Source organism: Sphaerotilus microaerophilus, assembly GCF_023734135.1.
GTDB lineage: Bacteria > Pseudomonadota > Gammaproteobacteria > Burkholderiales > Burkholderiaceae_C > Sphaerotilus > Sphaerotilus microaerophilus.
The window spans coordinates 2,884,127-2,908,763 of sequence record NZ_AP025730.1; the positions used below are offsets into that span (position 1 = coordinate 2,884,127).

Annotated in this window: 21 protein-coding genes and 1 pseudogene; 14 read left to right on the forward strand and 8 right to left on the reverse strand. The window is 69.0% G+C overall.

The window, feature by feature from the left end:
* The first annotated feature begins 79 nt into the window (after positions 1–79).
* The 6 genes from dusA (at position 80) to NGK70_RS12560 (ending at position 5,415) form a co-directional block, all read left to right on the forward strand.
* Positions 80–1,177: a tRNA dihydrouridine(20/20a) synthase DusA gene (gene dusA, locus NGK70_RS12535; protein WP_251973530.1), complete on the forward strand. Its 1,098-nt coding sequence runs from the start codon at positions 80–82 to the stop codon at positions 1,175–1,177.
* A gap of 16 nt (positions 1,178–1,193) precedes the next feature.
* Positions 1,194–2,426, forward strand: coding sequence for a GGDEF domain-containing protein (locus tag NGK70_RS12540; protein WP_251973531.1), 1,233 nt, complete (start codon positions 1,194–1,196; stop codon positions 2,424–2,426).
* 157 nt (positions 2,427–2,583) lie between these two features.
* The gene (locus NGK70_RS12545; protein ID WP_251973765.1) at positions 2,584–3,516 is read left to right on the forward strand and encodes an alpha/beta hydrolase; all 933 of its coding nucleotides are present in this window, start codon (positions 2,584–2,586) and stop codon (positions 3,514–3,516) included.
* 34 nt (positions 3,517–3,550) lie between these two features.
* A complete protein-coding gene (locus NGK70_RS12550; RefSeq protein WP_251973532.1) occupies positions 3,551–4,429 on the forward strand; it encodes a YbgC/FadM family acyl-CoA thioesterase in 879 nt (292 codons plus the stop codon).
* Between the two features lie 84 nt (positions 4,430–4,513).
* Complete coding sequence (locus NGK70_RS12555; RefSeq protein WP_251973533.1) at positions 4,514–4,885, forward strand: antitoxin Xre/MbcA/ParS toxin-binding domain-containing protein; 372 nt, start codon at positions 4,514–4,516, stop codon at positions 4,883–4,885.
* A gap of 29 nt (positions 4,886–4,914) precedes the next feature.
* Positions 4,915–5,415 carry an RES family NAD+ phosphorylase gene (locus tag NGK70_RS12560; protein WP_251973534.1) on the forward strand — a complete coding sequence of 167 codons (501 nt, stop codon included), beginning with the start codon at positions 4,915–4,917 and terminating at the stop codon, positions 5,413–5,415.
* Here the strand turns inward: NGK70_RS12560 and NGK70_RS12565 are convergent.
* On the reverse strand, positions 5,393–7,393 hold the full coding sequence (locus NGK70_RS12565) for an SDR family oxidoreductase (RefSeq protein ID WP_251973535.1): 2,001 nt from the start codon (positions 7,391–7,393) through the stop codon (positions 5,393–5,395). The two genes, NGK70_RS12560 and NGK70_RS12565, sit on opposite strands and share 23 nt — an antisense overlap.
* Before the next feature lie 292 nt (positions 7,394–7,685).
* Here NGK70_RS12565 and NGK70_RS12570 point away from each other — a divergent pair, with 292 nt between their 5' ends.
* The 5 genes from NGK70_RS12570 to NGK70_RS12590 all read left to right on the forward strand — a co-directional run bounded on the left by NGK70_RS12570 (position 7,686) and on the right by NGK70_RS12590 (position 12,807).
* On the forward strand, positions 7,686–8,213 hold the full coding sequence (locus NGK70_RS12570; protein WP_251973536.1) for a phasin family protein: 528 nt from the start codon (positions 7,686–7,688) through the stop codon (positions 8,211–8,213).
* Between the two features lie 210 nt (positions 8,214–8,423).
* Entirely contained in the window at positions 8,424–9,683 is a 1,260-nt protein-coding gene (locus NGK70_RS12575; protein WP_251973537.1) for a patatin-like phospholipase family protein, read from the forward strand.
* Positions 9,684–9,714: 31 nt separating this feature from the next.
* Positions 9,715–10,416 carry a TetR/AcrR family transcriptional regulator gene (locus tag NGK70_RS12580; RefSeq protein ID WP_251973538.1) on the forward strand — a complete coding sequence of 234 codons (702 nt, stop codon included), beginning with the start codon at positions 9,715–9,717 and terminating at the stop codon, positions 10,414–10,416.
* 84 nt (positions 10,417–10,500) lie between these two features.
* Positions 10,501–11,313: a tetratricopeptide repeat protein gene (locus NGK70_RS12585; protein ID WP_251973539.1), complete on the forward strand. Its 813-nt coding sequence runs from the start codon at positions 10,501–10,503 to the stop codon at positions 11,311–11,313.
* Between the two features lie 198 nt (positions 11,314–11,511).
* Entirely contained in the window at positions 11,512–12,807 is a 1,296-nt protein-coding gene (locus NGK70_RS12590; protein WP_251973540.1) for an acetyl-CoA hydrolase/transferase family protein, read from the forward strand.
* A 177-nt stretch (positions 12,808–12,984) separates the two neighbouring features.
* Here NGK70_RS12590 and NGK70_RS12595 read toward each other — a convergent pair whose 3' ends face one another.
* Complete coding sequence (locus tag NGK70_RS12595) at positions 12,985–13,302, reverse strand: energy transducer TonB (protein WP_251973541.1); 318 nt, start codon at positions 13,300–13,302, stop codon at positions 12,985–12,987.
* 164 nt (positions 13,303–13,466) lie between these two features.
* Entirely contained in the window at positions 13,467–15,119 is a 1,653-nt protein-coding gene (locus NGK70_RS12600; RefSeq protein ID WP_251973542.1) for a WS/DGAT/MGAT family O-acyltransferase, read from the reverse strand.
* A gap of 77 nt (positions 15,120–15,196) precedes the next feature.
* Between NGK70_RS12600 and NGK70_RS12605 the strand changes: the two genes are divergently transcribed.
* Positions 15,197–15,454 (forward strand): acyl-CoA-binding protein, encoded by a 258-nt coding sequence (locus NGK70_RS12605; protein ID WP_251973543.1) that lies wholly within the window; start codon positions 15,197–15,199, stop codon positions 15,452–15,454.
* An 84-nt stretch (positions 15,455–15,538) separates the two neighbouring features.
* Here NGK70_RS12605 and NGK70_RS12610 read toward each other — a convergent pair whose 3' ends face one another.
* Entirely contained in the window at positions 15,539–15,829 is a 291-nt protein-coding gene (locus tag NGK70_RS12610) for a polyhydroxyalkanoic acid system family protein (RefSeq protein ID WP_251973544.1), read from the reverse strand.
* Between the two features lie 120 nt (positions 15,830–15,949).
* On the opposite strand from NGK70_RS12610, the gene trhA reads away from it, so the two are divergent.
* On the forward strand, positions 15,950–16,627 hold the full coding sequence (gene trhA / locus NGK70_RS12615; RefSeq protein ID WP_251973545.1) for a PAQR family membrane homeostasis protein TrhA: 678 nt from the start codon (positions 15,950–15,952) through the stop codon (positions 16,625–16,627).
* 18 nt (positions 16,628–16,645) lie between these two features.
* On the opposite strand, the gene gabT is transcribed toward trhA, so the two are convergent.
* Positions 16,646–17,950, reverse strand: coding sequence for a 4-aminobutyrate--2-oxoglutarate transaminase (gabT, locus tag NGK70_RS12620; protein WP_251973546.1), 1,305 nt, complete (start codon positions 17,948–17,950; stop codon positions 16,646–16,648).
* 210 nt (positions 17,951–18,160) lie between these two features.
* Between gabT and NGK70_RS12625 the strand changes: the two genes are divergently transcribed.
* Positions 18,161–19,552 (forward strand): aminotransferase-like domain-containing protein, encoded by a 1,392-nt coding sequence (locus tag NGK70_RS12625; RefSeq protein ID WP_251973547.1) that lies wholly within the window; start codon positions 18,161–18,163, stop codon positions 19,550–19,552.
* A 34-nt stretch (positions 19,553–19,586) separates the two neighbouring features.
* On the opposite strand, the gene NGK70_RS12630 is transcribed toward NGK70_RS12625, so the two are convergent.
* The 3 genes and pseudogenes from NGK70_RS12630 to NGK70_RS26635 all read right to left on the reverse strand — a co-directional run.
* Positions 19,587–20,597: an AfsR/SARP family transcriptional regulator gene (locus NGK70_RS12630; RefSeq protein WP_251973548.1), complete on the reverse strand. Its 1,011-nt coding sequence runs from the start codon at positions 20,595–20,597 to the stop codon at positions 19,587–19,589.
* A gap of 163 nt (positions 20,598–20,760) precedes the next feature.
* Complete coding sequence (locus NGK70_RS12635; protein ID WP_251973549.1) at positions 20,761–23,664, reverse strand: AAA family ATPase; 2,904 nt, start codon at positions 23,662–23,664, stop codon at positions 20,761–20,763.
* A gap of 195 nt (positions 23,665–23,859) precedes the next feature.
* A pseudogene (locus NGK70_RS26635) lies at positions 23,860–24,453 on the reverse strand (AfsR/SARP family transcriptional regulator); the annotation flags it as partial.
* Between the last annotated feature and the right edge of the window lie 184 nt (positions 24,454–24,637).

Sequence of the window (24,637 nt, forward strand, 5' to 3'; positions counted from 1 at the left end):
GCGGGGCTTGCTGCTGCAGGCCGCGGTCGCCATGAAGGCGGATCCGTCGCTCGCCTGACGGTCGCGCAGAGCACCGACAATGCAGGCTGTTTCACGGCCTGCTTGCCTCCCCTTGACTGCCTCTGCCACTGCCGCCCCCAGCCTCCAGCCCAGCCCCTGGCGCCTGTCCGTCGCGCCGATGTTGGATTGGACGGACCGTCATTGCAGGGTGTTTCACCGCCTGCTTACCCGCCACACCCGGCTGTACACCGAGATGGTGACCACCGGTGCGCTGATCCATGGGGATCGGCACCGGCACCTGGACTTCAGCGCGGTGGAGCACCCGGTGGCCCTGCAGCTGGGCGGCAGCGAGCCGGCCGACCTGGCCACCTGCGCGCGGCTGGCGCTGGACTGGGGCTACGACGAGGTCAACCTGAACTGCGGCTGCCCGAGTGAACGGGTGCAGAAGGGGGCCTTCGGCGCCTGCCTGATGGCCGAGCCGGCGACCGTGGCGGCCGGGGTGCGGGCGATGGTCGACGCGGTGGCGGGGTGCATCCCGGTGACGGTCAAGCACCGCATCGGCATCGATCGAGAGGAGAGCTACGCCTTCGTGCGCGACTTCGTCGGCACCATCGCCGAGGCCGGCTGCCAAGTCTTCATCGTGCATGCGCGCAATGCCTGGCTGCAGGGCCTGAGCCCGAAGGAGAACCGTGACATTCCGCCGCTGCGCTACGAGTTCGTCTACCAGCTCAAGCGGGACTTCCCGGCGCTGACGATCGTGCTCAACGGCGGGGTGAAGGCCGACGACGAGATCGACGCGCACCTGCAGCAGGTCGACGGGGTGATGGTCGGCCGGCAGGCCTACCACGAGCCCTGGCAGATGGCCGCCTGGGATGCGCGCTTCTTCGGCGAGCCCGGGCCAGCGGCCAGCCGCGATGCGGCGGAGGCTGCCTGGGTGGACCACCTGCAGGCGCTGCACGAGGGCGGCACACCCTGGCTGACAGCGATGCGTCATGCGCTGGGCCTGTGGAATGGCGTGCCGGGCGCACGGGCCTGGCGGCGCTTCTGGTCCGACCACCGGCTGCGTGACAGCGCTCCGGCCGCCGCCCATGCCCACTGGCTGGCCCAGGCTGCCGCGCGGCGGCCGGCCGATGCTGGGTACGATGCCCATCGGCCCGGGCCCGTTGCGCCGGGATGATTGGACGGGATACAGGGTGACCGATCGCGACGAGGGCATGGCGGAAGCGGCTGGGGATGCGCGCTGGCGGGCGCTGTGGGCAGCGCCAGCGCTGGTGCGCCGGCGCGCGGCGCAGGTCAACCGGCCGCGCATGGCCTGGGGCGGTGGGGTGCTGCTGCTGCTCAACCTCGTGCATGTGGCGGTGTTCCGATCGCAGCCACGGGCTGCCGACCCACGTGTGGTGGCCTGGGCCAACGGCATCGAGATCGCGCACGGTGTCATGGCGCTGCTGATGCTGGCCCTGCTGGGTGTGCTCGCGCTGGCCTGGCAATGGGAGCGCACCGGGCGGGGCACCGCTGGCGCGCGGCTGGCGGCGGCGGTCGAGCTGGCCGGGACCGCAGCGGTGCTGGGCTTCGCGGTGACGGTGGTGGCGATCGACCAGGCGGTGACGCCCAATGTGTCACCCTTCCTGCTGGCCTCGTTGCTGATGGGGCTGCTGATGCTGCTGCCCCCGGTGCGTTCGTTGCTGCTGTACCTGGCCGCCGGCAGTGGCTTCCTGCTCGTGATGTCCGCGATGCAGCCCGATGCAACACTGCGCCTGAGCAACCAGGTCAACGGCCTGACCGCCTGTGCGCTGGGCTGGCTGCTGTCGTCGATGCTGTGGCGGCGCTTCGTCGAGCACGAAACGCTCGTTGAGGCGCTGCGTGACTCCGAGGCCGAGTTGCGCCGCCAACAGCAGCGCCTGCGCGAACTGGCGGTGCGAGACGGCCTGACGCGGCTGTGGAACCGCACCGAGCTGCGCCGGCTCGCCGAGCGTGAACTGGCCCTGGCACAGCGCCACCTGCAGGACACCAGCCTGATCCTGCTGGACCTGGACCGCTTCAAGCACATCAACGACGGTTGGGGCCACCCGGCCGGGGATGCCGTGCTGCAGGCCACGGCCGGGGTGCTGCGCCGCCTCGTGCGCGGCAGCGACGAGGTGGGCCGCCTGGGCGGCGAGGAGTTCGTGATCCTGTTGCCACAGACCGATCTGGCCGCCGCCGCGGCGCTGGCCGAGCGCCTGCGCAGCGAGGTGGCTGCGCTCGTCTGCCCGCCGGTGACCCTGCCGGTCAGCGCGAGCTTCGGCGTGGCCTGCATGAACGGCTGCCTGCGGCTGCCGGCGCCCGAGGCCTTCGAGCGGCTGTATGCCGCCGCGGACAGGGCACTCTACGGTGCCAAGCAGGCCGGGCGCAACCGGGTGGGGTGCGCGCCCGAGCTGCTGCCGCCCTGACCGGTGCCCGGGCAAGCGGCCTTGAGATCGCATCGCATGCCCCCCGCCGGCATTCGCCTCTGGCACACTGCGGCGCCCGTTTTGCGTCGGCGCCGTCCCTGCGTGGCGGCGGCGCGCTCGCTGTAGCCCTGCCGTGCCCCACCGCCTCACCCCCGCCATGCGCGGCCTGCTGGAACGCATCCAGCGTGCCAGGCGCAAGCCGTTCCACCACCTCAGCGCCCAGGAGGCGCGAGCGGCCTACGAGCTCGCCGCCGAGGTGCTGGAGCCGCCTCGGGGGGCGCTGGCGCGCGTCGAGACCTTCGACATGCCGCTGGAGGTGCCTGACGCACCGGGGCTGGCGCGCCCCGCCCGCCTGTACGCGCCCAGCAACGAGCGCCTGCCGGCGTTGCTCTACCTGCATGGCGGCGGCTTCACGATCGGCGGGCTGGAGACGCACGACAGCCTGTGCCGCCAGCTGGCGCAGCGCAGCGGCGCTGCGGTGGTGGCGCTGGACTACCGGCTGGCGCCGGAGCACCGCTTTCCCGCCGCGGTGCATGACTGCTGGGCCGCGCTGCGCTGGCTGGCCGGGGAGGGCGCCGCGCGCCTGGGGCTGGACGGCATGCGCCTGGCGGTCGGCGGCGACAGCGCGGGTGGCACGCTGGCCGCGGTGACCGCGCTGCATGCCCGCGACGAGCGCCTGCCGCTGGCCCTGCAGGTGCTGATCACCCCGGGCACCACCGCGCACGCGGACACCGACTCGCACGCGCAGTTTGCCGAGGGCTTCCTGCTCGACCGGGCGGCCATCGTCTGGTTCTTCGACCACTACGTCGACGCCGACCAGCGCAGCGACTGGCGCTTCGCGCCGCTGCTGGCCGATGACCTGGAGGGCGTCGCGCCCGCCTGGGTCGGCCTGGCCGAGTGCGACCCGCTGGTCGACGAAGGCCTGGCCTACGCCGACCGCCTGCGCCTGCACGGCGTGCCCGTGCAGCTCGAACTCTGGCGCGGGCTGACGCACGACTTCATCAAGATGGGCCGCGCCATCACCGAGGCGCACGACGCCCAGGCCTCGATCGCTGCCGCCCTGCGCGAGGCCTTCGGGCTGGGCATCTGAACGTCATCGACACGACTCGTCACGGAGATCCACCATGAGCCATACCGAGGAGCTGCTGCGCCGCAGCGATTTCCGCTTTGCCCACCGCCTGCGCGTGCGCTGGGTGGAGGTGGACCTGCAGCACATCGTCTTCAACGGCCACTACCTGATGTACTTCGACACCGCGATCGCCGACTACTGGCGTGCGCTGGGCCTGCCCTACCAGGCGTCGATGCAGCAGCTGGGCGGCGACCTCTACGTGCGCAAGGCCACCGTCGAGTACCACGCCAGCGCCCGCTACGACGAGCAGCTGGAGGTGGCGATCCGCTGCCAGCACATCGGCAACTCGTCGATCCGCTTCGTCTGCGCGATCTTCCGGGCCGAGCAGCTGCTGATCAGCGGTGAGCTGGTCTACGTCTTCGCCGACCCGGCCACCCAGACCAGCCGCCCGGTGCCGCTGGCGCTGCGCGAAACCTTGCTCGGCTACGAGGCCGGCGAGGCGATGGTGGAGGTGCGCACGGGCGGCTGGGCCGAGCTGCGCGATTCGGCCGGGCCGATCCGCACCGAGGTCTTCGTGCAGGAGCAGCAGATCCCGGCCGAGCTGGAGTGGGACGAGGCCGATGCCACCTGCCTGCACGCCGTGGCCTTCAACCGCCTGGGCATGCCGCTGGCGACCGGCCGGCTGCTGCCGGCGGAACACGGCGCCGCCAAGATCGGCCGCATGGCCGTGATCGCGCCGATGCGCGGCAGCCAGGTCGGCCGCCAAGTGCTGGAGGCGCTGATCGACGCCGCCCGCCTGCGCGGCGACTGCGAGGTCGTCCTGCACGCCCAGCGCTCGGCCATCGGTTTCTACCACCGCGCCGGTTTCAGTGACCGCGGCGCGCCCTTCGAGGAGGCGGGTATCCCGCACCAGGAGATGGTGCGGGGGCTGTGAGCGGTCAGGGCGTGCCGAAGGGCAGGGGCTCGGAGCGTATGGAGTGCATAATGAGTGCGCTCATAGTGCATCAATAGGGTCGCCATGTCTGCCGTCCTGAAACAACCCCTTGTCGAGCGGTTCCGCGAGCCCGACACACCCTACCTGTCCCCGACGAGGGTGGGGGACTTCTTTGGTTTTCGCGTCCAGGAACTGGCTGAGCGGGCGCATGTGCACCGCAACACACCCACTGCACGCCCGCAGGCGCCGCAACTGCAAAAGTACCTGCAGGACATGCTGCGTGTGCTCGCCGCCGCGACGGAGATGACCGGCGATGCCGAACGCGCCGCCTTTCTGCTGCGCAATGAGCCCCTTCGCGCCTTCGGCTACAAGACCGCCGATGCGCTTGTACAGGAGGGGCGCACCGAGGCGCTCATCGCCTACCTGCAGTCGTTGGCCGGCGGTGCCGCGGGATGATCGAGGCGTTGCTCGGGCAAGCGGAGCCCATGGCCTGCTGGCGTGTCATTTCCCCCGCCTACGCGGGCACGCCCCTGTCCGGCATGGGTGCGGCGAGGCAGGGCGGGCGGTTCAACCGGCCGGGCCAGGAGGCGCTGTACCTGTCACTGGACGAGTCCACCGCCCTGGCCGAATACCGCCAGGACAACCCTTGGCTGCCAGCGGGCATCATATGTACCTTCCTTGTGCGGGGCCTGCGGGTGGCGGACCTGAGTGCCCGCTTCGACCCCGGGCGCTGGCCTGCGCTGTGGAGCGACTTTGCTTCGGACTGGCGTGCTCTGTGGTTCGGCGACGCCATCGAGCCACCCACCTGGTACATGGCCGATGACGTTGTGGCCGCCGGGTGGGATGGCATCGTCTTCCCTTCCCAGGCGCGCCCGGGCGGCCGCAATCTGGTGATCTACGGCAGTTCGGGCAGGCCTGCGACGCAGTTGGCTGTCTACGACCCCACGGGCAGCCTTGCCCGCCTTAGAAGTGGATCCCCTTCATGAACTGGCTGAAGGCCACCTGGTCGGCCGTGGGGGTCACCGGTTTGCCGTCGCCCTTGCCGAGGGAGGCTGACGAATCCGGGAACATGCGGTAGCTGGTGTTCATGATGATCTGCGCCACCCGCGGGGCCACCGCGTGGATCACCTGGCCGAACACGCCCAGGCGGGTGGCGATGCGCGCCGGCCGGTGGATGATGGCGTCGACGATCAGGTCGGCGGCCTCATCCGGCGTCAGCGTCGGCACCTGGTCGTAGAGCCGGGTGGGCGCGATCATCGGTGTCTTCACCAGCGGCATGTTGATGGTGGTGAACTCGATGCCGCGGTCGACGAACTCCGAGGCCGCGCAGCGCGTGAAGGCGTCCAGCGCCGCCTTGGAGGCCACGTAGGCCGAAAAGCGCGGTGCGTTGGTCAGCACGCCGATCGAGGAGATGTTGATCACGTGGCCGGTGCGGCGCGCGATCATGCCCGGCAGCAGCCCCATCGTCAGGCGCAGCGAACCGAAGTAGTTCACCTGCATCGTGCGCTCGTAGTCGTGGAAGCGGTCGAAGCTGTTCTCGATGCCGCGGCGGATCGAGCGGCCGGCGTTGTTGACCAGCACGTCCACGCCGCCATGCGCCTCGGTGATGCGCGCCAGCAGCTCGGCGCAGGAGGCCTCCTCGCCGATGTCGGCGGAGTAGGGGATCAGCGTCAGGCCCTGAGCGGCGGCCTCGGCCACCGTCTCGTCGAGCTTGGCCCGGTCGCGCGCGACGATCAGCGTGATGGCGCCCGCGTGGGCGATCTTGAAGGCCGCCGCCTTGCCGATGCCCGAGGAGCCGCCGGTGATCAGCACCACCTTGCCCTCGACGCGCCCGCGCAGCGTGCGGTCGATGAAGAGGTCGGGGTCGAGCCGGCGCTCCCAGTAGTCCCACAGCTTCCAGGCGTAGTCCTCCAGCGCGGGCACCTTGATGCCGCTGCCGGCCAACGCCCGCTCGGCATCGCGGCTGTCGAAGCGGGTGGGGTAGTTGACGAAGTTCAGGATGTCGTCGGGCAGCCCCAGGTCTTTCATGACGGCCTTGCGCACGCGGCGCACCGGCGTCAGCGCCATCAGGCTCTTCTTGATGCTGCGTGGGATGAAGCCCAGCAGCGCCGCATTGACGCGCATCGCCATGTCCGGCGCGTGCGCGGCGCGGGCGAAGATGTTCAGCACGTCGCCCACCCGGCGCGGGTGCGGATCGACCAGGTGGAAGCAGCCCTCGTCCAGGCCCGGCTTGTGCGCGATGTGGTCCATCGCCGCAACCACGTAGTCCACCGGCACGATGTTGATGCGCCCGCCCTCGATGCCGATGGTGGGCATCCACGGCGGCAGCAGCCGGCGCAGCTTCTGGATCAGCTTGAAGAAGTAGTAGGGCCCGTCGATCTTGTCCATCTCGCCGGTGCGCGAGTCACCCACCACGACGCCCGGGCGGTAGACGCGCCAGGGGCGCGCCAGTTCGGTGCGCACGATCTTCTCCGAGTCGTGCTTGGTGCTGAAGTAGGGGTGGTCGAGGTTCTCGGCCTCGTCGAACATGTCCTCGCGGAACACGCCCTCGTAGAGCCCGGCCGCGGCGATCGAGCTGACATGGTGGAAGCAGCCCACCTGCAGCGCCTCGGCCAGGGCCACCGTGTGGCGCGTGCCCTCCACGTTCACGGCCATCTGGGTTTCGGCATCGGCGCCCAGGTCGTAGACCGCCGCGAGGTGGAAGAAGTGGTCCACCTTGCCCTTGAGCTTGCGCTGGTCGGTCTTGGACAGGCCCAGCAGCGGCTCGCGCAGGTCGCCCAGCACGGGGATCGCGCGCGTCTTGTCGCCTCCTGGGTTCATTCCCCAGAACTCGTACAGCGGGGCGAGCTTGTCGGCGCTCTTGTCGCGGGTGAGGAAATACACCGTGGCGTCCGGGCGCTCCAGCAGCCGGGCGACGAGGCGTTTGCCGATGAAGCCGCTGGCTCCGGTGACGAAATAGATCATCGAAAGAATCTCCTCGGTCGGTGGTGGTGGTCTTGCGCAGGGAAAGCCGGCCCGCCTTTGCTGGGTGACCGGCATGGGGCGAAGTTAAGGTCTGCCGCACCCGGCCCGGGCCGCTGCGGTCAGCTCCCGCGGCGTTTAGTGTGTTTGCTCTAGTCGTCGTCGCTACAGTTTGACGCATGGGAGATCGGTAACACAACGGATACGCCACCAGGCGTTGCGCCCACCCGGCCAAACGGGTGGATCCGGCGGTTCCGGTTCCGTTCAATCACCGCAATCACTGAAGGAGTCCACCATGGCCAAGAAGCTCAAGAAACTCGCCACCGACAACCAACTCGCCACGACCATCCGTGAATCGGCCCAGCAGATCTGGTTGGCCGGTTTGGGTGCCTACGCCAAGGCCCAGCAGGAGGGCAACAAGGTGTTCGACGCGCTGGTGCGCGAGGGCGAGTCCATCCAGGCCAACACCCGCAAGATGGCCGAAGACAAGGTGCAGGAAATGGCCACCAAGGCCACCGGCACCTGGGACAAGCTGGAAGCGGTATTCGAGAACCGCGTTTCCAAGGCGCTCAACAGCCTGGGCGTGCCAACCAAGGCGGACATTGATGCGCTTGCCAAGCGCGTGGGTGAACTGACCACCGAGGTCGAGAAGCTCAACGGCGGCGCACCGAAGGCGGCTGCTCGCCGGCCGGCCAAGGTCGCGGCGGCGGTCGTCGAGGTGGTGGCCGAAGCCAAGCCGGTGGCGGTCAAGCGGGCTCGCGCGGCCGCCAAGAAGGTGAAGGCTGCGCCCGCTGCCGAAGCCGCCGCGGATGGCGTTGCCTGAATGTTGCCAAGTGGCACTATCAGGTCCCCCGACCTGACGGGGGTGACTCGATAACGCTGTCGCCCGCAGCGCACGGTGAGTCGTGCCTGCGGGCGTTTCCGTCTGGCCTACTGCAATCCCGCAATCGCGCGGTCCCGCAATCCCGCGGTCCCGCGGTCCCGGGCGATCGCCCGGTTCACCGTCCGGCCCACTGAACACAGGAGCCATCGCATGGCGTCGAAGCAGCCCAGGGAACGTGTTGGCCTGGCACTCGCAGGCGGTGGCCCGCTGGGCGCGATCTACGAGATCGGCACGCTGGTCGCGCTGTCCGAGGCTCTGGAGGGGCTGGACTTCAACGAGCTGGACGTCTACGTTGGCGTCAGCGCGGGCGCCCTGATCGCCGCAGGCCTGGCCAACGGCATGACGCCCGCGGCGATGTGCCGCATGTTCATCGACAGCGACTCGGCCGAGGTGCCCTTCGACCCGGCCATGCTGCTGCGCCCGGCGCTGGGCGAGTACGCCGCCCGCCTGGCGCGCCTGCCCGGGCTGCTCTGGGACTCGGCACGCGAGTACCTGTCCGACCCGCTGCACAAGGACCTGCTGGCCTCCTTCGAGCGGCTGGGCCGGGTGCTGCCCGCGGGTGTGTTCGACAACCGCGGCATCGGCGAGATGATGCAGCGCCTGTTCACCCATGCGGGGCGCAGCAACGACTTCCGCGACCTGAAGCACCGCCTCTTCCTGGTCGCCACCGACCTGGACACCGGCGATGCGGTCGCCTTCGGCGCACCCGGCCACGACCACGTGCCGATCTCCACCGCGGTGCAGGCCAGCGCGGCGCTGCCCGGGCTGTATCCGCCGGTGCACATCGACGGGCGCTGGTATGTGGACGGTGCGCTCAAGAAGACCATGCACGCCTCGGTGGCGCTGAAGGAGGGCGCGCGGCTGGTCATCTGCGTCAACCCGCTGGTGCCCTACAACGCCCAGCGCGCGGCCGAGCTGGGCCACCACCACGAGCGCCAGCTCGTCAACGGCGGCCTGCCAGTGGTGCTGGCGCAGACCTTCCGCGCCATCATCCACTCGCGCATGCAGGTGGGTATCACCAAGTACGAGCACGAGTTCAAAGGGGCGGACGTGCTGCTCTTCGAGCCCCGTCCGGATGACGACGACATGTTCTTCAGCAACATGTTCAGCTACGCCGGCCGCCAGTGGCTGTCCGAGCATGCCTACCACCGCACCCGCGAAGAACTGCTGCGCCGCTACGACGAACTGGCGCCGAAGCTGGCGCGCCACGGCGTGCGCATCCGCCGCGACGTGCTGACCGAGCCGGACCGCACCCTCAAACGCCAGCTCGGCCAGCTCAAGCGCCGCCGCGCCGGCCCGATGGGGCACAGCGCATTGAGCCTGTCGGACGCCCTGGACGAACTCGACCGGGCCTTGAACCGGATCAAGTCGGGCCGACAGACGCAGCCGTCTGCGCGTTCCCCAGCTTGATCCGCGGCGATCGGGCTGCCACCATGATCGGATGAGCCCCGCCGACCGCCCCGCCCCGCAACGCTCGTCCAAGCGTTCACCCCGGCACGAGCCCAAACCCCGGCGGCGCACCCGCGAACGCATCCTGGAAACCTCGCTGCAGCTGTTCAACGTCTTCGGTGAACCGAACGTCACCACCCAGCTGATCGCCGACGAGCTGGAGATCAGCCCCGGCAACCTGTATTACCACTTCCGCAGCAAGGACGACATCATCGAATCGCTGTTCGCGGATTTCGAGCGCCAGATCGAGGCCACCCTGGCCGCGCCCGAATCCCGCGTGCCGGACGTGGAGGACATCTGGCTGTTCCTGCACCTGGTTTTCGAGGGCATCTGGAACTACCGTTTCCTGTACCGGGACCTGAACGAACTGCTGTCGCGCAACCGCCTGCTGGAAACCCATTTCCAGCGCATCGTCGCGCACAAGGTCAAGACCGCGAAACTCATCTGCGAGGGCCTGGTCGGCACCGGTGACATGGATGCCACGCCCGCGCAGCTGCACAGCCTGGCCAACAACATGGCGCTGGTGGCCACCTACTGGCTTTCCTTCGAATTCATCCGTGAGCCGCGCAAGGCCATCGACAGCGACGCGCTGGCGCGTGGCGCCTTCCACGTGATGTCGCTGGCCGCCCCTTTCCTGCAGGGCCGCTCGCGCGCCCTGTTTGAGCGCCTCGCCCGGGGTTATCTGGACGCTTGACCCCTCAGCCCGCGAAACCCGCTCCGTCTGTCCCGCAGACCAGTCACCCGCAGAGAAATACCAACGGACCAAAGGAGACCGACCATGGCCACCCGCAAGACCACGCCAGCGGCGCCCGCCGCCGCGGCCTGGCAACCGTTCCCGCATCCTGCCAAGCCCTACGCCTATACCGCTGCGGCCTTGAAGAAGAACTGGCCGCGCCTGCACCGCGGCGACCGGGAGGCCTTTCCCAAGGCCGACGCGGTGCTGGAGGCTTGGCGGCTCTACCACGCCGGGGATTTTCGCGCGGCCTACGACATGGGCCTGGCCGCCGGGCCGGACGGCTGGAATGCGGCCAACAAGGCCGCCATGATCCAGGCCAATTACCTGGAAACCGACGAGGCGGCCAAGCTGGCGCGCTTCCAGGAGATTGCCGCGCGCTGCTCCGAGCTGCAAAGGGCCCAGCCCGGCAACGCCAACGCCTGGTACATCGAGGCCTATGCGCTGGGCCGCTACAGCCAGGGCATCTCGGTGGTCAAGGCGCTGGCCCAGGGCCTGGGCGGGCGCATCAAGGCGGCGCTGGAAACCGCGCTCAAACTCGACGAGCAGCATGCCGATTCGCACTGCGCGCTGGGCGCCTACCACGCCGAGGTGATCGACAAGGTGGGCGGCATGGTCGGCAAGCTCACCTACGGGGCCAGCAAGGACGCCGCCGAGAGGCATTTCAAGCGGGCGCTCGAACTCGCGCCCGATTCGGCCATCTACGCCGTCGAATACGCCAATGCGCTGGTGATGATGCATGGCAAGAGCCGCATGGCCGCGGCCGTGAAACTCTACGAGCAGGCCGCTGCCGCAGAACCGATGGATGCGATGGAGAAGCTCGACGTGGAGATGGCCCGGGCCGAGCTGGAGGATTGAAGCTGCTGGCTGGGTGTGACCTGCCTGCCACAGTGTCTGCCATCGGACTGAGGCAGCTCAAGCCGGGCGTTCGCCGCCGGGAAAATTGTCTTCTACGGGATATTACTGATTGTCATCTCGGTACAGACTCGTGGGATTGCGTATGTGTTCGCCAGCGTTCACGCGCGCGCCGTCATCGTCCCGCAGCGAGTCTGACCAATGAACTTCCAGCCCTCCTACAAGAGCAAACTGACCCAGGCGGAAGAGGCCATCCGCCTGATCCGTGATGGTGACACCGTCGTCGTGCCCACGGCGGCGGCCGAGCCGCCCCGACTGCTCGCGGCCCTGTCCGAGCACCGGCGCGAGTTCCGCGACGTGAAGGTGTCGCAGATCCTGCCGATCGGCCGGTATGGCTACTTCGACCCGGCAACCGCCGAGCACGTGCGCCACGTGGCCTATTTCTTCGGCCCGGCCACGCGCGGCGGCGGCCAAGCGGGCTGGATCGATTATTCCGCCTCCAATTTCTCCGAGATGCCGGAGTTGATCCGCCGTGGGCTGAAGCCGGCGGATGTGGTGTTTGCCTCTGCCTCGCCGATGGACGGGCACGGCTATTTCTCCCTCGGGCTGGCGGCCGACTACACGATGGCGGCCATTTCCAAGGCACGAATCGTGGTGCTGGAAGTCAACCCCAATGTGCCTTTCACCAACGGCCATTGCCTGGTGCACCTTTCGCAGGTCACCGCGCTGGTGGAAAACGAAGCGCCGGTGGCCGAGGTGGGTTTGCCGAAAATCGGTGCCGTGCAGGAGGCCATTGGCAAGTATGTGGCCGACATGATTCCCGACGGTTCCACGCTGCAGATCGGTTATGGCGGCATTCCTGACGCGGTGGTGATGCAACTCACCCACAAGCATGACCTGGGCATCCACACCGAGATGCTGGGCGACGGCATCCTGACGTTGATCGAATCCGGTGCGGTCACCAACCGGGTCAAGAACGTCAACCGCGGCAAGGTGCTGGCCACCTTTGCCCTGGGCTCGCGCAAACTCTACGATTTCATGCACCGCAACCCGGCGGTGGAACTGCATCCGTCGGACATCACCAACGACCCGTGGCTGGCTGGGCAGAACCACAACCTGATCGCCATCAACGCCACGATGCAGATCGACCTGGCCGGCCAGTGCGGCTCGGAAACCCTCGGCTGGACACCGGTGTCTGGCACCGGCGGCCAATCTGATTTCGTCCGTGCCGCCAACCGCTCCGAGGGCGGCAAGGCCTTCATCGTGCTGCCGTCCACGGCGCGGGAAAACACAGTTTCCCGCATCGTGCCCACGCTGACGCCGGGTGCGCATGTGAGCACGAGCAAGAACGACATCAACTACGTGGTCACGGAATTCGGCGTCGCCCAGTTGCGCGGAAAAACCGCCCGCCAGCGCGCCGAGGCGCTGATCGGGATTGCGCACCCGGACTTCCGCAGCGTACTGCGGGATCAGGCGAAGCGGATGAATCTGCTGTGATGGACCGGTGGGCGAGCGGCATGTGTCGTTCGCCCCGACTCAGATACGGCCGAGCGTGAATGTCTCGACAAAGGGAGTTTCACATGGCTGCTCGGCGCAGCTGGCCGGCTCGAAACCATTTTGACTCGATCATCATGCCCAGCAAGGCTGGACCATGAATAGTTACGTAAGCGAGTTTCAGAAGTCTTTTTCCATCCTGTAGTAGAACATGGTCCTGCATTGCACGGTGATGGGGGTGCCATTGAGCTTGGCCGGTCGCATTTTCCAGTCCTGGATGGCGACCGCAGCGTGACTGAAGAAGTAGTCTTGAGGATCGTCGAGCCCTGTGTTGAGGCTGACTTCTCCATGGGTGTTGACGGTGTAGTTCAATGCGATGGTTGACTCTTCGCCTTTTCGACTGGAGCTGATGGGGTAGAGCGGAATACTGCCAAATTCGAGGAATGGCGGAGCGGCACCTTCCGGAAGATGGCAGCCGCGGACGGTGGCGGGGCGCAAGGTGTTCTCTTCTGTGTAAGGTAGTCTGTATGGGTTGAGCTTGACATCAGCGCAACTGACCAGAAGGCTTGACAGCACGCCCATCAACAGTAGCGATGTCTGATTCGGATGTGTCCTGAATGATGTGCTCACGTGCATTGGCCCGGTGCGATTGAAGCGTCGTTCTACAACCCCCGAAATCGTTTCGGGATCCTCGCCTCTGGTGTCGGATCAGGTGCCGCGGGGGGCGTAGACGGTTCGGTGGTGGAATCGGCCGTGCGTTTCGCCGCGGCGCGCTTGCGCGGCGCCTTGCGAGCCGCAGGGGCAGTAGTTACCGGTTCAGCAGGGGTTGCTACAGGCGGGCGTATCCCCAGCTCCACCTCGATCGCCTCCTCGAAGGCCTGCGCATCCAGTGGCTCCACCCAGTGGTGAAGCAGGGCGCCGGTGACGATCTTCTCGAATTCGGCCTGGAACAGCGGGGTGACGTTTTCGGGGTCGGGAATGAAGCGCCGGTCGGCGATGAGGCCGAACTGCACCGTCTGGTTGTAGCTGAGGATGGACACGCCGATGCCGATGTCGCCCGACTGCGGCACCCAGAACATGATCTGCTCGATGCGGCGGCCGGCCAGGTACAGCGGCTGCTGAGGGCCGGGCACGTTGGTCATCACCGCGCTGGCCTTGTTGGCGAGCACGTCGAGCAACTGGTCCTGCATGAACTTGGGCACCAGTCCGGAGAGGCCCAGCAGCAGCATCGTCAGCGGCGGCTGGTAGGAGCCGCGCATGTCCAGCATGCGCTGGCGCACCAGCTTCAGGCGCTTGAAGGGGTTGCCCTCGTGCAGCGGCAGCAGCAGGGTGACGAGGCCGAAGCGGTTGCCCAGATCGTCGCTGGGCTGGCCGCCGCGCAGGTTGACGGGCACCAGCGCGCGCAGTTCGACGTTCTCGAGCGGGTCGCCCTGGGCCTCCAGGTAGCTACGCAGGGCGCCGGCGACGGCGTTGAGCAGCACGTCGTTGACCGAGCAGCCCAACGCCTTGGCGACGGCCTTCACCTCGTCGAGCGGGATCGGGTCGCACCAGGCAACGCGCTTGTGGCTGCCCGTCTTGCCCTTGTAGCGGGTGGGGCTGTCCGCCGGCATGGCCAGCAGCTTGCCCAGTTCGGTGGCGAAGCCGACGCCGTGCTTGCCGTAGCCCAGCAGGCGCTCGGGCTGGTTGGCGATCTTCAGGTACTCCTGCCAGAAGCGCCCACCCATGCCGAGCGCGGCGGTGGTGGCCTGGGTCAGCGGGTCGAGCAGGGCGCTCCAGGGGTCGGCGTGCAGGTTGTGGGCGGGCCGATGCGCGGGCCGCTCGTCGGCTTCCAGCGGTTCGTCGGCCGGGGCGTCGGGGTCAAGGTCGGTGAGCGAGAGCATCACGCCGACCAGCGCGATGCCGTCGGCGATGCAGTGGTGGATGCGCGAGACGATGGCGGCGCCGCCGTTGCAGTGGTCGATGATGTCGTAGCGCCACAGCGGCCGGTCGGGGTGCAGGGGCTCGGTGGCCAGGTCGCTGACCAGGCGCTGCAGCTCGCGCTGGCCGGCCGGCTCGGGCAGGGCGCGCCAGACGAGGTGGCGGTCGAGGTCGAACTCGGGGTCGTCCTGCCACCACCAGCCGGTCCAGTCGGACACTGTTTTCTGGCGGAAGCGCCGGAAGCGCTGTACCAGCCGGCGTTCCACCGTCGCACGCAACCTTGATGCATCCACAGGGCCGGGCAGGTACATCACCCCGACAATCATCATCAGGTTGGATGGGCGGTCCATGCGCAACCAGGCGGTATCGACCGGCGACATGCGTTCCCGTGCGGGCATGGGGTGTCTCCTGTGGGTGACCTTGCTGGCCACGCTGGCTGAAAGTTCAACGGTGCATCAACTTCACAGGAGCCATCATGAGCGATCTCAAGACCCAGTTCGAAACTGCCGCAGCCGATTCCAAGAAATTGTCTGAGCGCCCCGACAACGCGACGCTGCTCAAGCTGTATTCGCTCTACAAGCAGGGCAGCGAGGGCGACGTGCAGGGCAAGCGCCCGGGCTTCGCGGAGTTTGTCGAGCGCGCCAAGTACGACGCCTGGGCGGGCCTGCAGGGCACCGGCCAGGACGACGCGATGCAGCAGTACATCGACCTGGTCGACTCCCTGAAAGACTGACGCCCCGATCAGGACATTCAGCAAGCAACCACCGTGGAACCGGCTTTGCCGGGCCACTGGTGGTGCCCCCTGGGGGGAGCGGCGTCAGCCGCTTCGGGGGGGAACAAATTTCTCGTCGCAGAAGCGGTGGATCTCCTGCTCGATCTTCGGCCGCAGGAAGGCGAGCAGGAAGCCGAGCTTGGCGCGCACCTCCACCTCCTTGGCTCCCACCACGATGCAGCCGTGCACGCCGGTGCGGGAGAAATTGAGCGTGCTGCCTTCCCAGGCATGGCGCATGTCGAACTCGGCGGCGAGCTCGTCGGCAATCTGCTCGGCCGCCTTGCGGGCCTTGGCCTGGGTCATGCCGTGGGTGCGGCGGATGAGGATGTCACTCATGGAACGCTCGTGAACGCGACCACCGGATGATAGGGGCGGGCGCGCTCTGCCGGTGCGTTCGACCGCTCCTCTGGCCGGCCCGAAACCCTTGGGTTCACAGTAGGGCGCTAGCATGCGGCCATGAACCGTTCTGCCATTGCCACCGTGTCCCGCTCGCAGACCCTGGGCGAAGAGGTCGCGAATGCCGTCAGCCACGGCCTGGGGGCGCTGCTCGCGATCGCGGCGCTGCCCATCCTGGTGCATTCAGCCCTGACGCGCGGCGGTGCCGCCGACGTGGTGGCCGCCAGCCTGTTTGCCGGCACGGCGATCGTGCTGTACCTCGTCTCGATGGTCTACCACGCGCTGCCCGCCGGTCGGGCAAAGGCCTGGCTGAACCGCATGGACCACGCGGCGATCTACCTCTTCATCGCCGGCAGCTACATGCCCTTCCTCTTCGGCGCGCTGCGGGGCGCATGGGGCTGGTCGCTGTTCGGCGTGCTTTGGGGCGCTGCGGCACTGGGCGTGGCGGCCAAGCTGTTCAACCGGCTGCGGCACCCGCTGTGGTCCACCGGCCTGTACGTTGCGATGGGCTGGGTCGCCCTGGTGGCGGTCGTGCCGCTGATGGAGCGGCTGTCCGGCGCCGGGCTGCTGTGGCTGCTCGCGGGGGGCCTGAGCTACACCGCGGGCGCGGTGGTGTTCCTCTTCGACGGCCGGGTGCGCTACGGCCACTTCGTGTGGCACCTGTTCGTGCTCGGGGGCAGCGTCTGCCACTTCTTTGCCGCGCTCTGGCATTCGGCCGGGGTCGCCGGGGCCGCCTGAGCGCGGCGGTGGCACCGATCAGGCCGTGGCGTCCAGCGCCGCGCCGAGCAGGCCCAGGCCCTCGTCGAGCAGCGCGTCGCTGGCGGTCAGCGGCACCAGCACGCGGATCACGTTGGCGTAGACGCCACAGGACAGCAGGACCAGCCCGCGCTTGGCCGCTTCGGCCACCACGGCGCGGGTGCGCTCCGGGTCCGGGCGGGTCAGGTCACCGTCCTTGAACAGCTCGATGGCCACCATCGCGCCCAGGCCGCGCACGTCGCCGATGCCGGGGTGGCGTGCGGCGATCTGGCGCAGGCCCGCGGTCAGGCGCTCGCCCACCGCATTGCTGCGCGCGAGCAGGCCGTCCTGCTCGAAGGCCTGGATCACGCCCAGCGCGGCGGCGCAGGCGATCGGGCTGCCGGCGTAGGTACCGCCCAGTCCGCCCGGGGCGGCGGCATCCATCACCTCGGCGCGGCCGATGATGGCCGACAGCGGGAAGCCGCCAGCCAGCGACTTGGCCATCGTGATCACGTCCGGCGCCACGCCGGCCTCGGCCCACCAGCGCTCGCAGGCCAGCCAGGTGCCGGTACGCCCGGCGCCGGTCTGCACCTCGTCGGCGATCAGCAGGATGCCGTGCTGGTCGCACAGGGCGCGCAGGGCCTTCACGAAGTCGATCGGCGCGGCGTAGAAACCGCCTTCACCCTGCACCGGCTCCAGGATGATCGCGGCCACGCGCGAGGGCTCGACGTCGTACTTGAACAGCGCCTCGATCGAGGCCAGCGAGTCCTCCGTGCTCACGCCGTGCAGCGCGCAGGGGAACTTGGCGTGGAAGACCTCGGCCGGGAAGGGGCCGAAGCCGACCTTGTACGGTGCGACCTTGCCGGTCAGCGCCATGCCCATCATGGTGCGGCCGTGGAAGCCGCCGCCGAAGGCGATCACCGCCGAGCGCTTGGTGTAGGCGCGCGCCACCTTGATGGCGTTCTCCACCGCCTCGGCGCCGGTGGTCATCATGAAACTCTTCTTGGCAAAGTTGCCCGGCGCCATCGTGTTCAGGCGCTCGGCCAGTTCCACGTAGGGCTCGTAGGCCAGCACCTGGAAGCAGGTGTGCGTGACGCGATCGAGCTGCGCCTGCACGGCGGCCATCACCGTGGCGTTGCGGTGGCCGGTGTTGAGCACCGCGATGCCGCCGGCAAAGTCGATGTAGCGCTGTCCCTCGACGTCCCAGACCTCGGCGTTCTCGGCGCGGTCGACAAAGATCTCGAGCGCCTGGCCCAGGCCGTTGGGCAGCGCAGCGCGCCGGCGGGCCATCAGGGCGGCGTTGGTGGCATGGGGTTCGCGTTGCATCGTGGTTCTCCTGGCGCAAGGAAGCGGAAAAGGGGGGTGTGAGGTCGCACCGGCCGCGGGCGGGATCGCCCACGAGACAGGGTGCGCCGATGCTGCTGCACTGTAGGGGCCGGGGCCGCCGGCTACCATGTACAGACGCGGCGGCGCCCTGAACGCACTGTGCAGGTGCATGCCCCGGTACAGGATCGCCCGTTCCCCCTTCCGCCCTTGATGTTCACCCTCCAGCCCCAGTCCCCGGTTCCCCTGGTCACGCAGATCGTCGATGGCCTGCGCAAGCTCATCGACGACGGCGCGCTGCGGGCCGGCACCAAGGTGCCGTCGATCCGCCAGTTCGCCCACGCCCACGAGGTCAGCGTGTTCACCGTGGTGGAGGCCTACGACCGGCTGGTGGCCCAGGGCTACCTGGTGTCGCGGCCGCATTCGGGCTTCTTCGTGCGCAAGCGCAGCAGCGCGCCGGGGGCCGTCGGGGGCGCGCCGGGGGCGGCTGGCTACAGCTTCGACTCGGCGTGGTACGTGCGCAAGATCTTCGAGAACCGCCACCTGGCGATGAAGGCCGGCTGCGGCTGGCTGCCGCACGACTGGCTGTTCGAGGACGGCGTGCGCCGCAGCCTGCGTGCCCTGGCGGCGGACAACGCCGACCTGGGCGGCTACGGTGACCCCAAGGGCTTCCCGCCGCTGCGCGAGCTGATCCGCGACACGATGGCCGAGCAGGAGATCGCGATTTCGCCCGACCAGGTGCTGCTGACCCAGGGCTCCAGCCAGGCGCTGGACCTGGCGGTGCGCCGGCTGGTGCGCCCCGGCGATGCGGTGCTGGTGGACGACCCCGGCTACGCCAACCTGCTGTTCTCGCTGCGCTTTGCCGGCGCCCGCCTGATCGGCGTGCCGCGCACCCCGCAGGGCTGGGACCTGCCGGCGCTGGAGCGCCTGATCGTCGAGCACCAGCCGCGCCTGTTCTTCACCCAGCCGCGCCTTCAGAGCCCCACCGGCTCGATTGCCCAGCTCGCCCACCTGCACCGCGTGCTGCAACTGGCCGAGAAGCACGACCTGACGCTGGTCGAGAACGACATCTACGTCGATCTCGACCCCTATCCGCGCGCCTCGCTGGCCAGCCTGGACCAGCTCAGCCGCGTGGTGTACATCGGCAGCTACTCCAAGACCGTTTCGCCCAACCTGCGCGTGGGCTTCCTGATCGCCCACCCGGATCTGGTCGAGGACCTGGCGCAGCTGAAGATGATCTCGGGTCTCACTTCCTCGGAGTTCAACGAGCGGCTGGTCTACGGTGCGCTCACCGAAGGCCGCTGGCGCAAGCACCTCAAGGGACTGCGCGAGCGCCTGGCCGACGCACACGAGCGCGCCGCCGGCCAGCTGGCCGCGTTGGGTTTCGAACTCTTCACCGAGCCCAAGGCCGGCATGTTCCTCTGGGCCCGCCACCCGGCCATCCCGGACGCGGCCGAGGTCTCGCACCGCGCCGCCGAGCACGACATCATGCTCGGCCCGGGCCACCTGTTCTGCGCCGAACCCGGGCCCTGCGCCTGGATGCGCTTCAACGTGGCCTTCTGCGGGGACGCGCGGCTGTTCGGGTTTCTGAGACAGAACTGCTGAGTCTGTCCCAGGCCACGGCGACGCTCCCGGCGCGTCACGCCAGTTGACCGCGCAGGTGATCCACGAGCGTCGTCGGGATGCCGGCCAGCAAGTGGGAGCACAGGGCGGTACCCGCAATGCGTGCTCCCCTCTGGGGTGGCGGCTGAAGCAGGCCCGCCGCTTCCAGCTCCTGCCAGGGGGCGGCCAGTTCCAGTGCACTGACGTTGAGCAGTCGCGCCGCGGTCGGAACGGTCGCGGCCAGCGGTGCGTGCGCATCCATCAGCGCCAAGGCCCGCGCCAGTAGCATGGCCTGTGGGCTGAGGGCCTGCAACTGGCCGGAGAACCAGTCCGCGTCGCCTGTCTCCTTCGGGGTGGTGGTCTTGTGGCCAGGGCAGACCGGGCACGGCCGCGTCGGCTCCTGTGCCGTGTGCTGGCGCTCCCGCCGGGCGTAGAGCACGGTGTGAATCAGTTCGACCGTTTCCGGGCCGGGCGCCATGCCCATCTCTTCAACCAGTGCCTGCTGAGCTTCCTGTGCTGCCTGCGCCGCGGTATCCAGGTCGCCGGCCAGGTAGTGGGCGGTGACCAGCCGGCGCCATTGCTCCTCTGAACAGGGGTGGTGACGCAGCCATTGCCGACACAGGCGCACAGTCGATTCGTGGTGGCCGACCGCCTCGGCGCGGCGGGCGGCTTGCCACAGGCTGTCCTGCCAGACCTGCGCCACATGGGCGCGTGCCTGGGTCAGCCAATCCGCCAGGGGTTCATGCGCGGCTGGCAGAGCAGCGTCGGCCAGGAGTTCGCCCTCGGGCCAGGTTTGCCGGGCCTCCCACCCGGTGGCCCAGAGGTCGCATTCGAGACCATCGGGCAGCAGGCACAGGACCGCACCCGCTTGAACGAGCGGGTGCCCGGTGGCCTGGCGCAGACGGAAGATCCGCTGCCGCAGGTTGAGACTGGCCGCCTGAACCGATGCTGCGCCGGGCCACAGCAAGGCTGCCACGCGGTCACGCGGTTGGGCACCCTCCAGTGCGAGGATGGCCAGCAGTGCGGCGTCCTTGATGCCGAGTTTCACCGCCGGCCCCAGAGGCCGCCCTGCCCTCCAGCGCTGCCAGCAGGGCGCGCCTAGCAGGTGCAGTGCCAGGGAGTCGCCGTCCGGCCCGGCCATGTCGGCAGGAGCGCTCAGCATGGGCTCGCGAGGAGGCTTTGACATGGTGGCGGGCCGTTGGGTGTCTGCCTCAGTCAAGTCCAGGGGTGGTGCCGGCCACACCGAGGGGGCTGCTCGTTGGCGCCACCGCCGTTGCTCTACCTTGCCCGTCGCGCAGCAGGATGGCCCGGTGCCAGGGGTTGGCACCGCGCAGGCTGGTCCGCCATGCTGGTGGTGTGTGTTCTTCGGCGTTGCTCAGCCACGCCCGCGCCTGTTCGAGCGCGTCGGCGGCCTGCGCGATCTCGCCCGCGTCGGTCAGGGACCGCACGCAGATCCAGATCATTTCGCTGGGTAGCCATTCGACGCAGAGGCCGTCACTCAGCCGTTGCAGCACGGCCCATGCCAGATCCGCAGCGGCGCGTCCCTGACCCGAGTCGGCCAGCGCCTGCACGCAGAGCACGCTGGCCGCGGCCTCAATGCCGAAGGCCCCTTGCGCTGCGGCCTGCTGCGCTACCTGAGCCGCCACGGCCAAGGCCTGTTCGGCTGCCAGTCCGCGGGCCATGCGCAGGCGATGCTCCGGGGGAATCAGGTTCGGGTCGACGCCATCCCACACCGCACGGGCCGCGGCCAGGTGCCGCCGTTCCTGCGGCCCCAGGGCGCCGAGCCGCCCGTCCTGGTCACGGGCCAGGCGAGCGCGCAACTGGTGGCGCAGACTGCGGGAGGCCGGTGGGAGTGCCGCCGGCAGTTCTTCCTGGAGGAGCGCATGGGCCCGTCCGTGCTGGCCGAGCCAGATCCACGCCAGTGCCAGCCGGTGCGCCGCGGCCACATGCCAAACCGACACCACGGCCGGGATCGCGGCCAGTGCGGTTTCGAGTGCTGGTAGGGCCGGCTCGAAGCGGCCGAACTGCAGTTCGATCTGGGCGCGGTTGAGGCGGCTGATGGGGCCGTGCAGACCCATCAGGGTACCGAGTTGCGCATGCATGCGGCAGGCCTCGTCGGCCGCGGCCAGAGCCTCGCGAAGGCGGCCCGCCTGACCCAGGCTGACCGCCAGGTTCTGCTGGTGGACCACCTCTTCGGCCGGGTTGCGCAGCTGTCTGGCCAGCTGCCGCGCGCGTTCGAGCGTCTCGATCGATCGGCTGACCTGCCGCTCCAGGTTGTACAGCGAGCTCAGCGCACCCAGATGCTGCAGCGCCTGCACGGGCGTTGCGTGCGTGGCGACCAGTGCGGCCATGTCCTCCAGCGTGTGGCGGGCCAGGTCGGTGCGCCCCTGCATCATCTGGCACTGCGCCCGGAGGCGCAGCAGGTCGATGCGCGACTCGGCATCAATCGCCTGGGCGGCATCGAGCGGACCCTCCAGGCACTGCTCGACGATCGCCAGCGCCTCGTCGAGGCGTGCCTGGTTGAGTCGGCAGAAGGCCAGCATGGCCGCAGCCCGCGCCCGGCGAGATGGTGTGTCGGCCCACGCCTGCAGCTGCAGTGCCAGGGCCTGCAACCCATCGATGCCCTCCACGATGGTCATCGCATCGCTGCTGTGGTACCAGAGATCGAATCCTGCGCTCGCATCGTCGACGCGCTCCCAGGCGGCCAGCGCCGAGCGGGCATCGGCCAGCTGCTCGACGGGCCGGCCGAGCTGGGCCGCCCCCTCCGAGGCCCGGCTCCAGGCAAGAGCTGCCTCCTTCCAGTGCAGCGCCGCCTGCCAGAGCCGGCCCAGCTCGGCGGCCGGGACGCCGGGGCGGTCCTCCAGATGTCGGGCCAGCAGCCCATGCAAAGCCACCGACCTGGCCGTTGGCAGGCTGGCCAGCAGCACCTCGCGTAGCAAGTCATGGGCAATGCCCGGCGTAGGCGCGACCGCTTCCCGGTGTCCTGGCCGATGCGTCGCACCCTCGGGCAGAGGCAGCGCGTGGCCGGATGGCTCACCGTCCTGAAGCAGCACGAAGATCTGTTCGTCTTCCAGCTCCTGCCAGGCGTCTGTCAGGGCGAGGACCGGCCGCTGCAGGACCGCAGCCGCCAGACCAGGCTCCCAGAACCGCCCGGCCACGGCAGCCAGCTCCGCAAGCTGCCGGGCCTCGGTGCTGATGGCCGACAGGCGCAGGCTCACCCGCTGTGCCAGTTCGGTGGCCAGGCCGAGTCGCAGGTCGACCGCTGCAGCGTGGCTAGGCCAGACGTGGCGCAACGTGTCCAAGACCTGGAAGGGATTGCCGCCGACCATGCTGCGCAGGTGAGCAGCGTCTGTGGGAGACGGCCAACGAAGGTCGTCGAGCAGCGCCGCCAAGCCCGTGGCGCTGAGTGGCTGCAGCTCGATGGCCACCCAATCCCCCTCTGGCAGGATCGCCAGTTGGGCGGAGCCCTCCGCGGGCCGGGCCGCCAGCAACCAGTCGATGCACGCGATCGAGTCGCTGTCTCTGCCGGCACGGGCATTGCGCAGCCACTCCAGACTGGCCGCATCGGCGCGCTGCAGGTCGTCCAGCACCACCAACACGCGCCGCGAGCGCCCACCCAGTGCGCGCTCCAGCACCCGATGGGCCGCCCGCCGCAGCAGGGGGTCGGCGCCGGGGCCGGTCAAGGCGGACCAAGCGATGCCGTGCCGGGCAAAACGCTCCGGCAGCAGGGGCCCCAGCGCCTGGACGTCCGCCTCGGCCAACAGATCGGCCGCACTTGGTGCGTCCCGGGAGGGAGCCGCCTCCGGCGCCAGGTTATCCAGTGCCTGGCCCAGCAGCCATGCCAGCACGCCATAGGGCTGCGCGGCCTCGTCCCGACAGGCTTTGCGCCACACCAAGCGGTCCTGGCCCTGCGCCCATGCCCCCAGATCCTGCATCAAGCGGGACTTGCCCATGCCGGCCTCGCCCAGCAGCACAGCCATACGGCCGTCCTGCCAAGCCTGGCGCACCGCGGCGGCAGGGGCTTCGCGTTCGATCAGGCGCGGCGGGCGCAGCAGCGCTGCGGGCAGTCGCCGCCTCGGCGCGGCCACTGCGGCCGTGTCTCCCGTCGGTGTCATCGACTCCGCGGGTTGTGTCTCAGGCGGCGACCCCGCCTTCGCTGGCCCTGGGTCAGGGTTTGTCGGACCGTCCAGCAGGTCCTTGAAAGTCTGCAGTGTGAGTGTCTCAAGCGGTGCACGGCCATGCTGCAGGCAATGGCGCTCAGTGGCTTCGAATGCAGCCATGGCAGCGGCCCGATCCCCCAGGTGCAGCCAGACCTGCATCAGCGCTCGGCAGACAGCTTCCCGTCCCGGTTCCACCTGGTGCAGTGGCTGCAGCCACGCCAGGGCATCGTGAAACCGTCCCTGTGCGGCCAGGTCCCGGGCGAGTGCGAGCGTGCGCTCGCAACGCTGACTTGCCCATTGTCGGCGGCCGTCGTCCAGCAAGGTGGTCAGTTCTGTGCCAGGCGCGTGTACACCGAGGAGCAACTCGGTCTCCGCCCAGCGTGTGGGGGCCCAATCCAACCAGGGCTGCAGCGCGAGCAGGTCGACGGACGTACCGGGATGCAGGTGGAAACCACCGCCGTGCCCCACGAGTTCCACACCCCGTCGCCGCAGGCGGAACACCCGCTGCCGCAAGCTGTTGCCTGCTGCTGCAGGGCGGTGTTGCGGCCACAGCAGCTGCGCCAGCTGGCCTGACGACTGATGCGCCCCCACCGCAAGTTGCCACAGCAACAGCGCATCCAGATCACCCAGCGCGGAACGACCGCCAGGCCCCTCGATGTGAGGCGTGCCCAGCAGATGAATCGTCACCGGACTGCGCGCCTGCGCGTCGTCTTCGTCGTTTTGTATGCCAACGGACTCGGACATGCTTGACCATCTCTCCCTGCCGGCTCAACGCTCGCTCAACTACACCCCATCATGGGGCACTGCCCTGCGGCACAGGACCAGCTCGTTCGAGCAGTTCGATCTCAGTAGTTTGCCTGTACACCCCGGGACGGGTACAGAGGCAGATCAAGTCGGTCCTGCGCCAGCGTGCGCACGACCTCCTCGG

Coding starts and splice junctions, on each gene's coding strand:
- NGK70_RS12610 (WP_251973544.1), bottom strand. CDS start 15,829: ATGAGTGACATCCTCATCCGCCGCACCCACGGCATGACCCAGGCCAAG.
- NGK70_RS12625 (WP_251973547.1), top strand. CDS start 18,161: ATGTTCACCCTCCAGCCCCAGTCCCCGGTTCCCCTGGTCACGCAGATC.
- NGK70_RS12580 (WP_251973538.1), top strand. CDS start 9,715: ATGAGCCCCGCCGACCGCCCCGCCCCGCAACGCTCGTCCAAGCGTTCA.
- NGK70_RS12590 (WP_251973540.1), top strand. CDS start 11,512: ATGAACTTCCAGCCCTCCTACAAGAGCAAACTGACCCAGGCGGAAGAG.
- gabT (WP_251973546.1), bottom strand. CDS start 17,950: ATGCAACGCGAACCCCATGCCACCAACGCCGCCCTGATGGCCCGCCGG.
- NGK70_RS12560 (WP_251973534.1), top strand. CDS start 4,915: ATGGCCTGCTGGCGTGTCATTTCCCCCGCCTACGCGGGCACGCCCCTG.
- NGK70_RS12600 (WP_251973542.1), bottom strand. CDS start 15,119: ATGCCCGCACGGGAACGCATGTCGCCGGTCGATACCGCCTGGTTGCGC.
- NGK70_RS12635 (WP_251973549.1), bottom strand. CDS start 23,664: ATGACACCGACGGGAGACACGGCCGCAGTGGCCGCGCCGAGGCGGCGA.
- dusA (WP_251973530.1), top strand. CDS start 80: ATGCAGGCTGTTTCACGGCCTGCTTGCCTCCCCTTGACTGCCTCTGCC.
- NGK70_RS12585 (WP_251973539.1), top strand. CDS start 10,501: ATGGCCACCCGCAAGACCACGCCAGCGGCGCCCGCCGCCGCGGCCTGG.
- NGK70_RS12570 (WP_251973536.1), top strand. CDS start 7,686: ATGGCCAAGAAGCTCAAGAAACTCGCCACCGACAACCAACTCGCCACG.
- NGK70_RS12555 (WP_251973533.1), top strand. CDS start 4,514: ATGTCTGCCGTCCTGAAACAACCCCTTGTCGAGCGGTTCCGCGAGCCC.
- NGK70_RS12550 (WP_251973532.1), top strand. CDS start 3,551: ATGAGCCATACCGAGGAGCTGCTGCGCCGCAGCGATTTCCGCTTTGCC.
- NGK70_RS12575 (WP_251973537.1), top strand. CDS start 8,424: ATGGCGTCGAAGCAGCCCAGGGAACGTGTTGGCCTGGCACTCGCAGGC.
- trhA (WP_251973545.1), top strand. CDS start 15,950: ATGAACCGTTCTGCCATTGCCACCGTGTCCCGCTCGCAGACCCTGGGC.
- NGK70_RS12565 (WP_251973535.1), bottom strand. CDS start 7,393: ATGATCTATTTCGTCACCGGAGCCAGCGGCTTCATCGGCAAACGCCTC.
- NGK70_RS12605 (WP_251973543.1), top strand. CDS start 15,197: ATGAGCGATCTCAAGACCCAGTTCGAAACTGCCGCAGCCGATTCCAAG.
- NGK70_RS12545 (WP_251973765.1), top strand. CDS start 2,584: ATGCGCGGCCTGCTGGAACGCATCCAGCGTGCCAGGCGCAAGCCGTTC.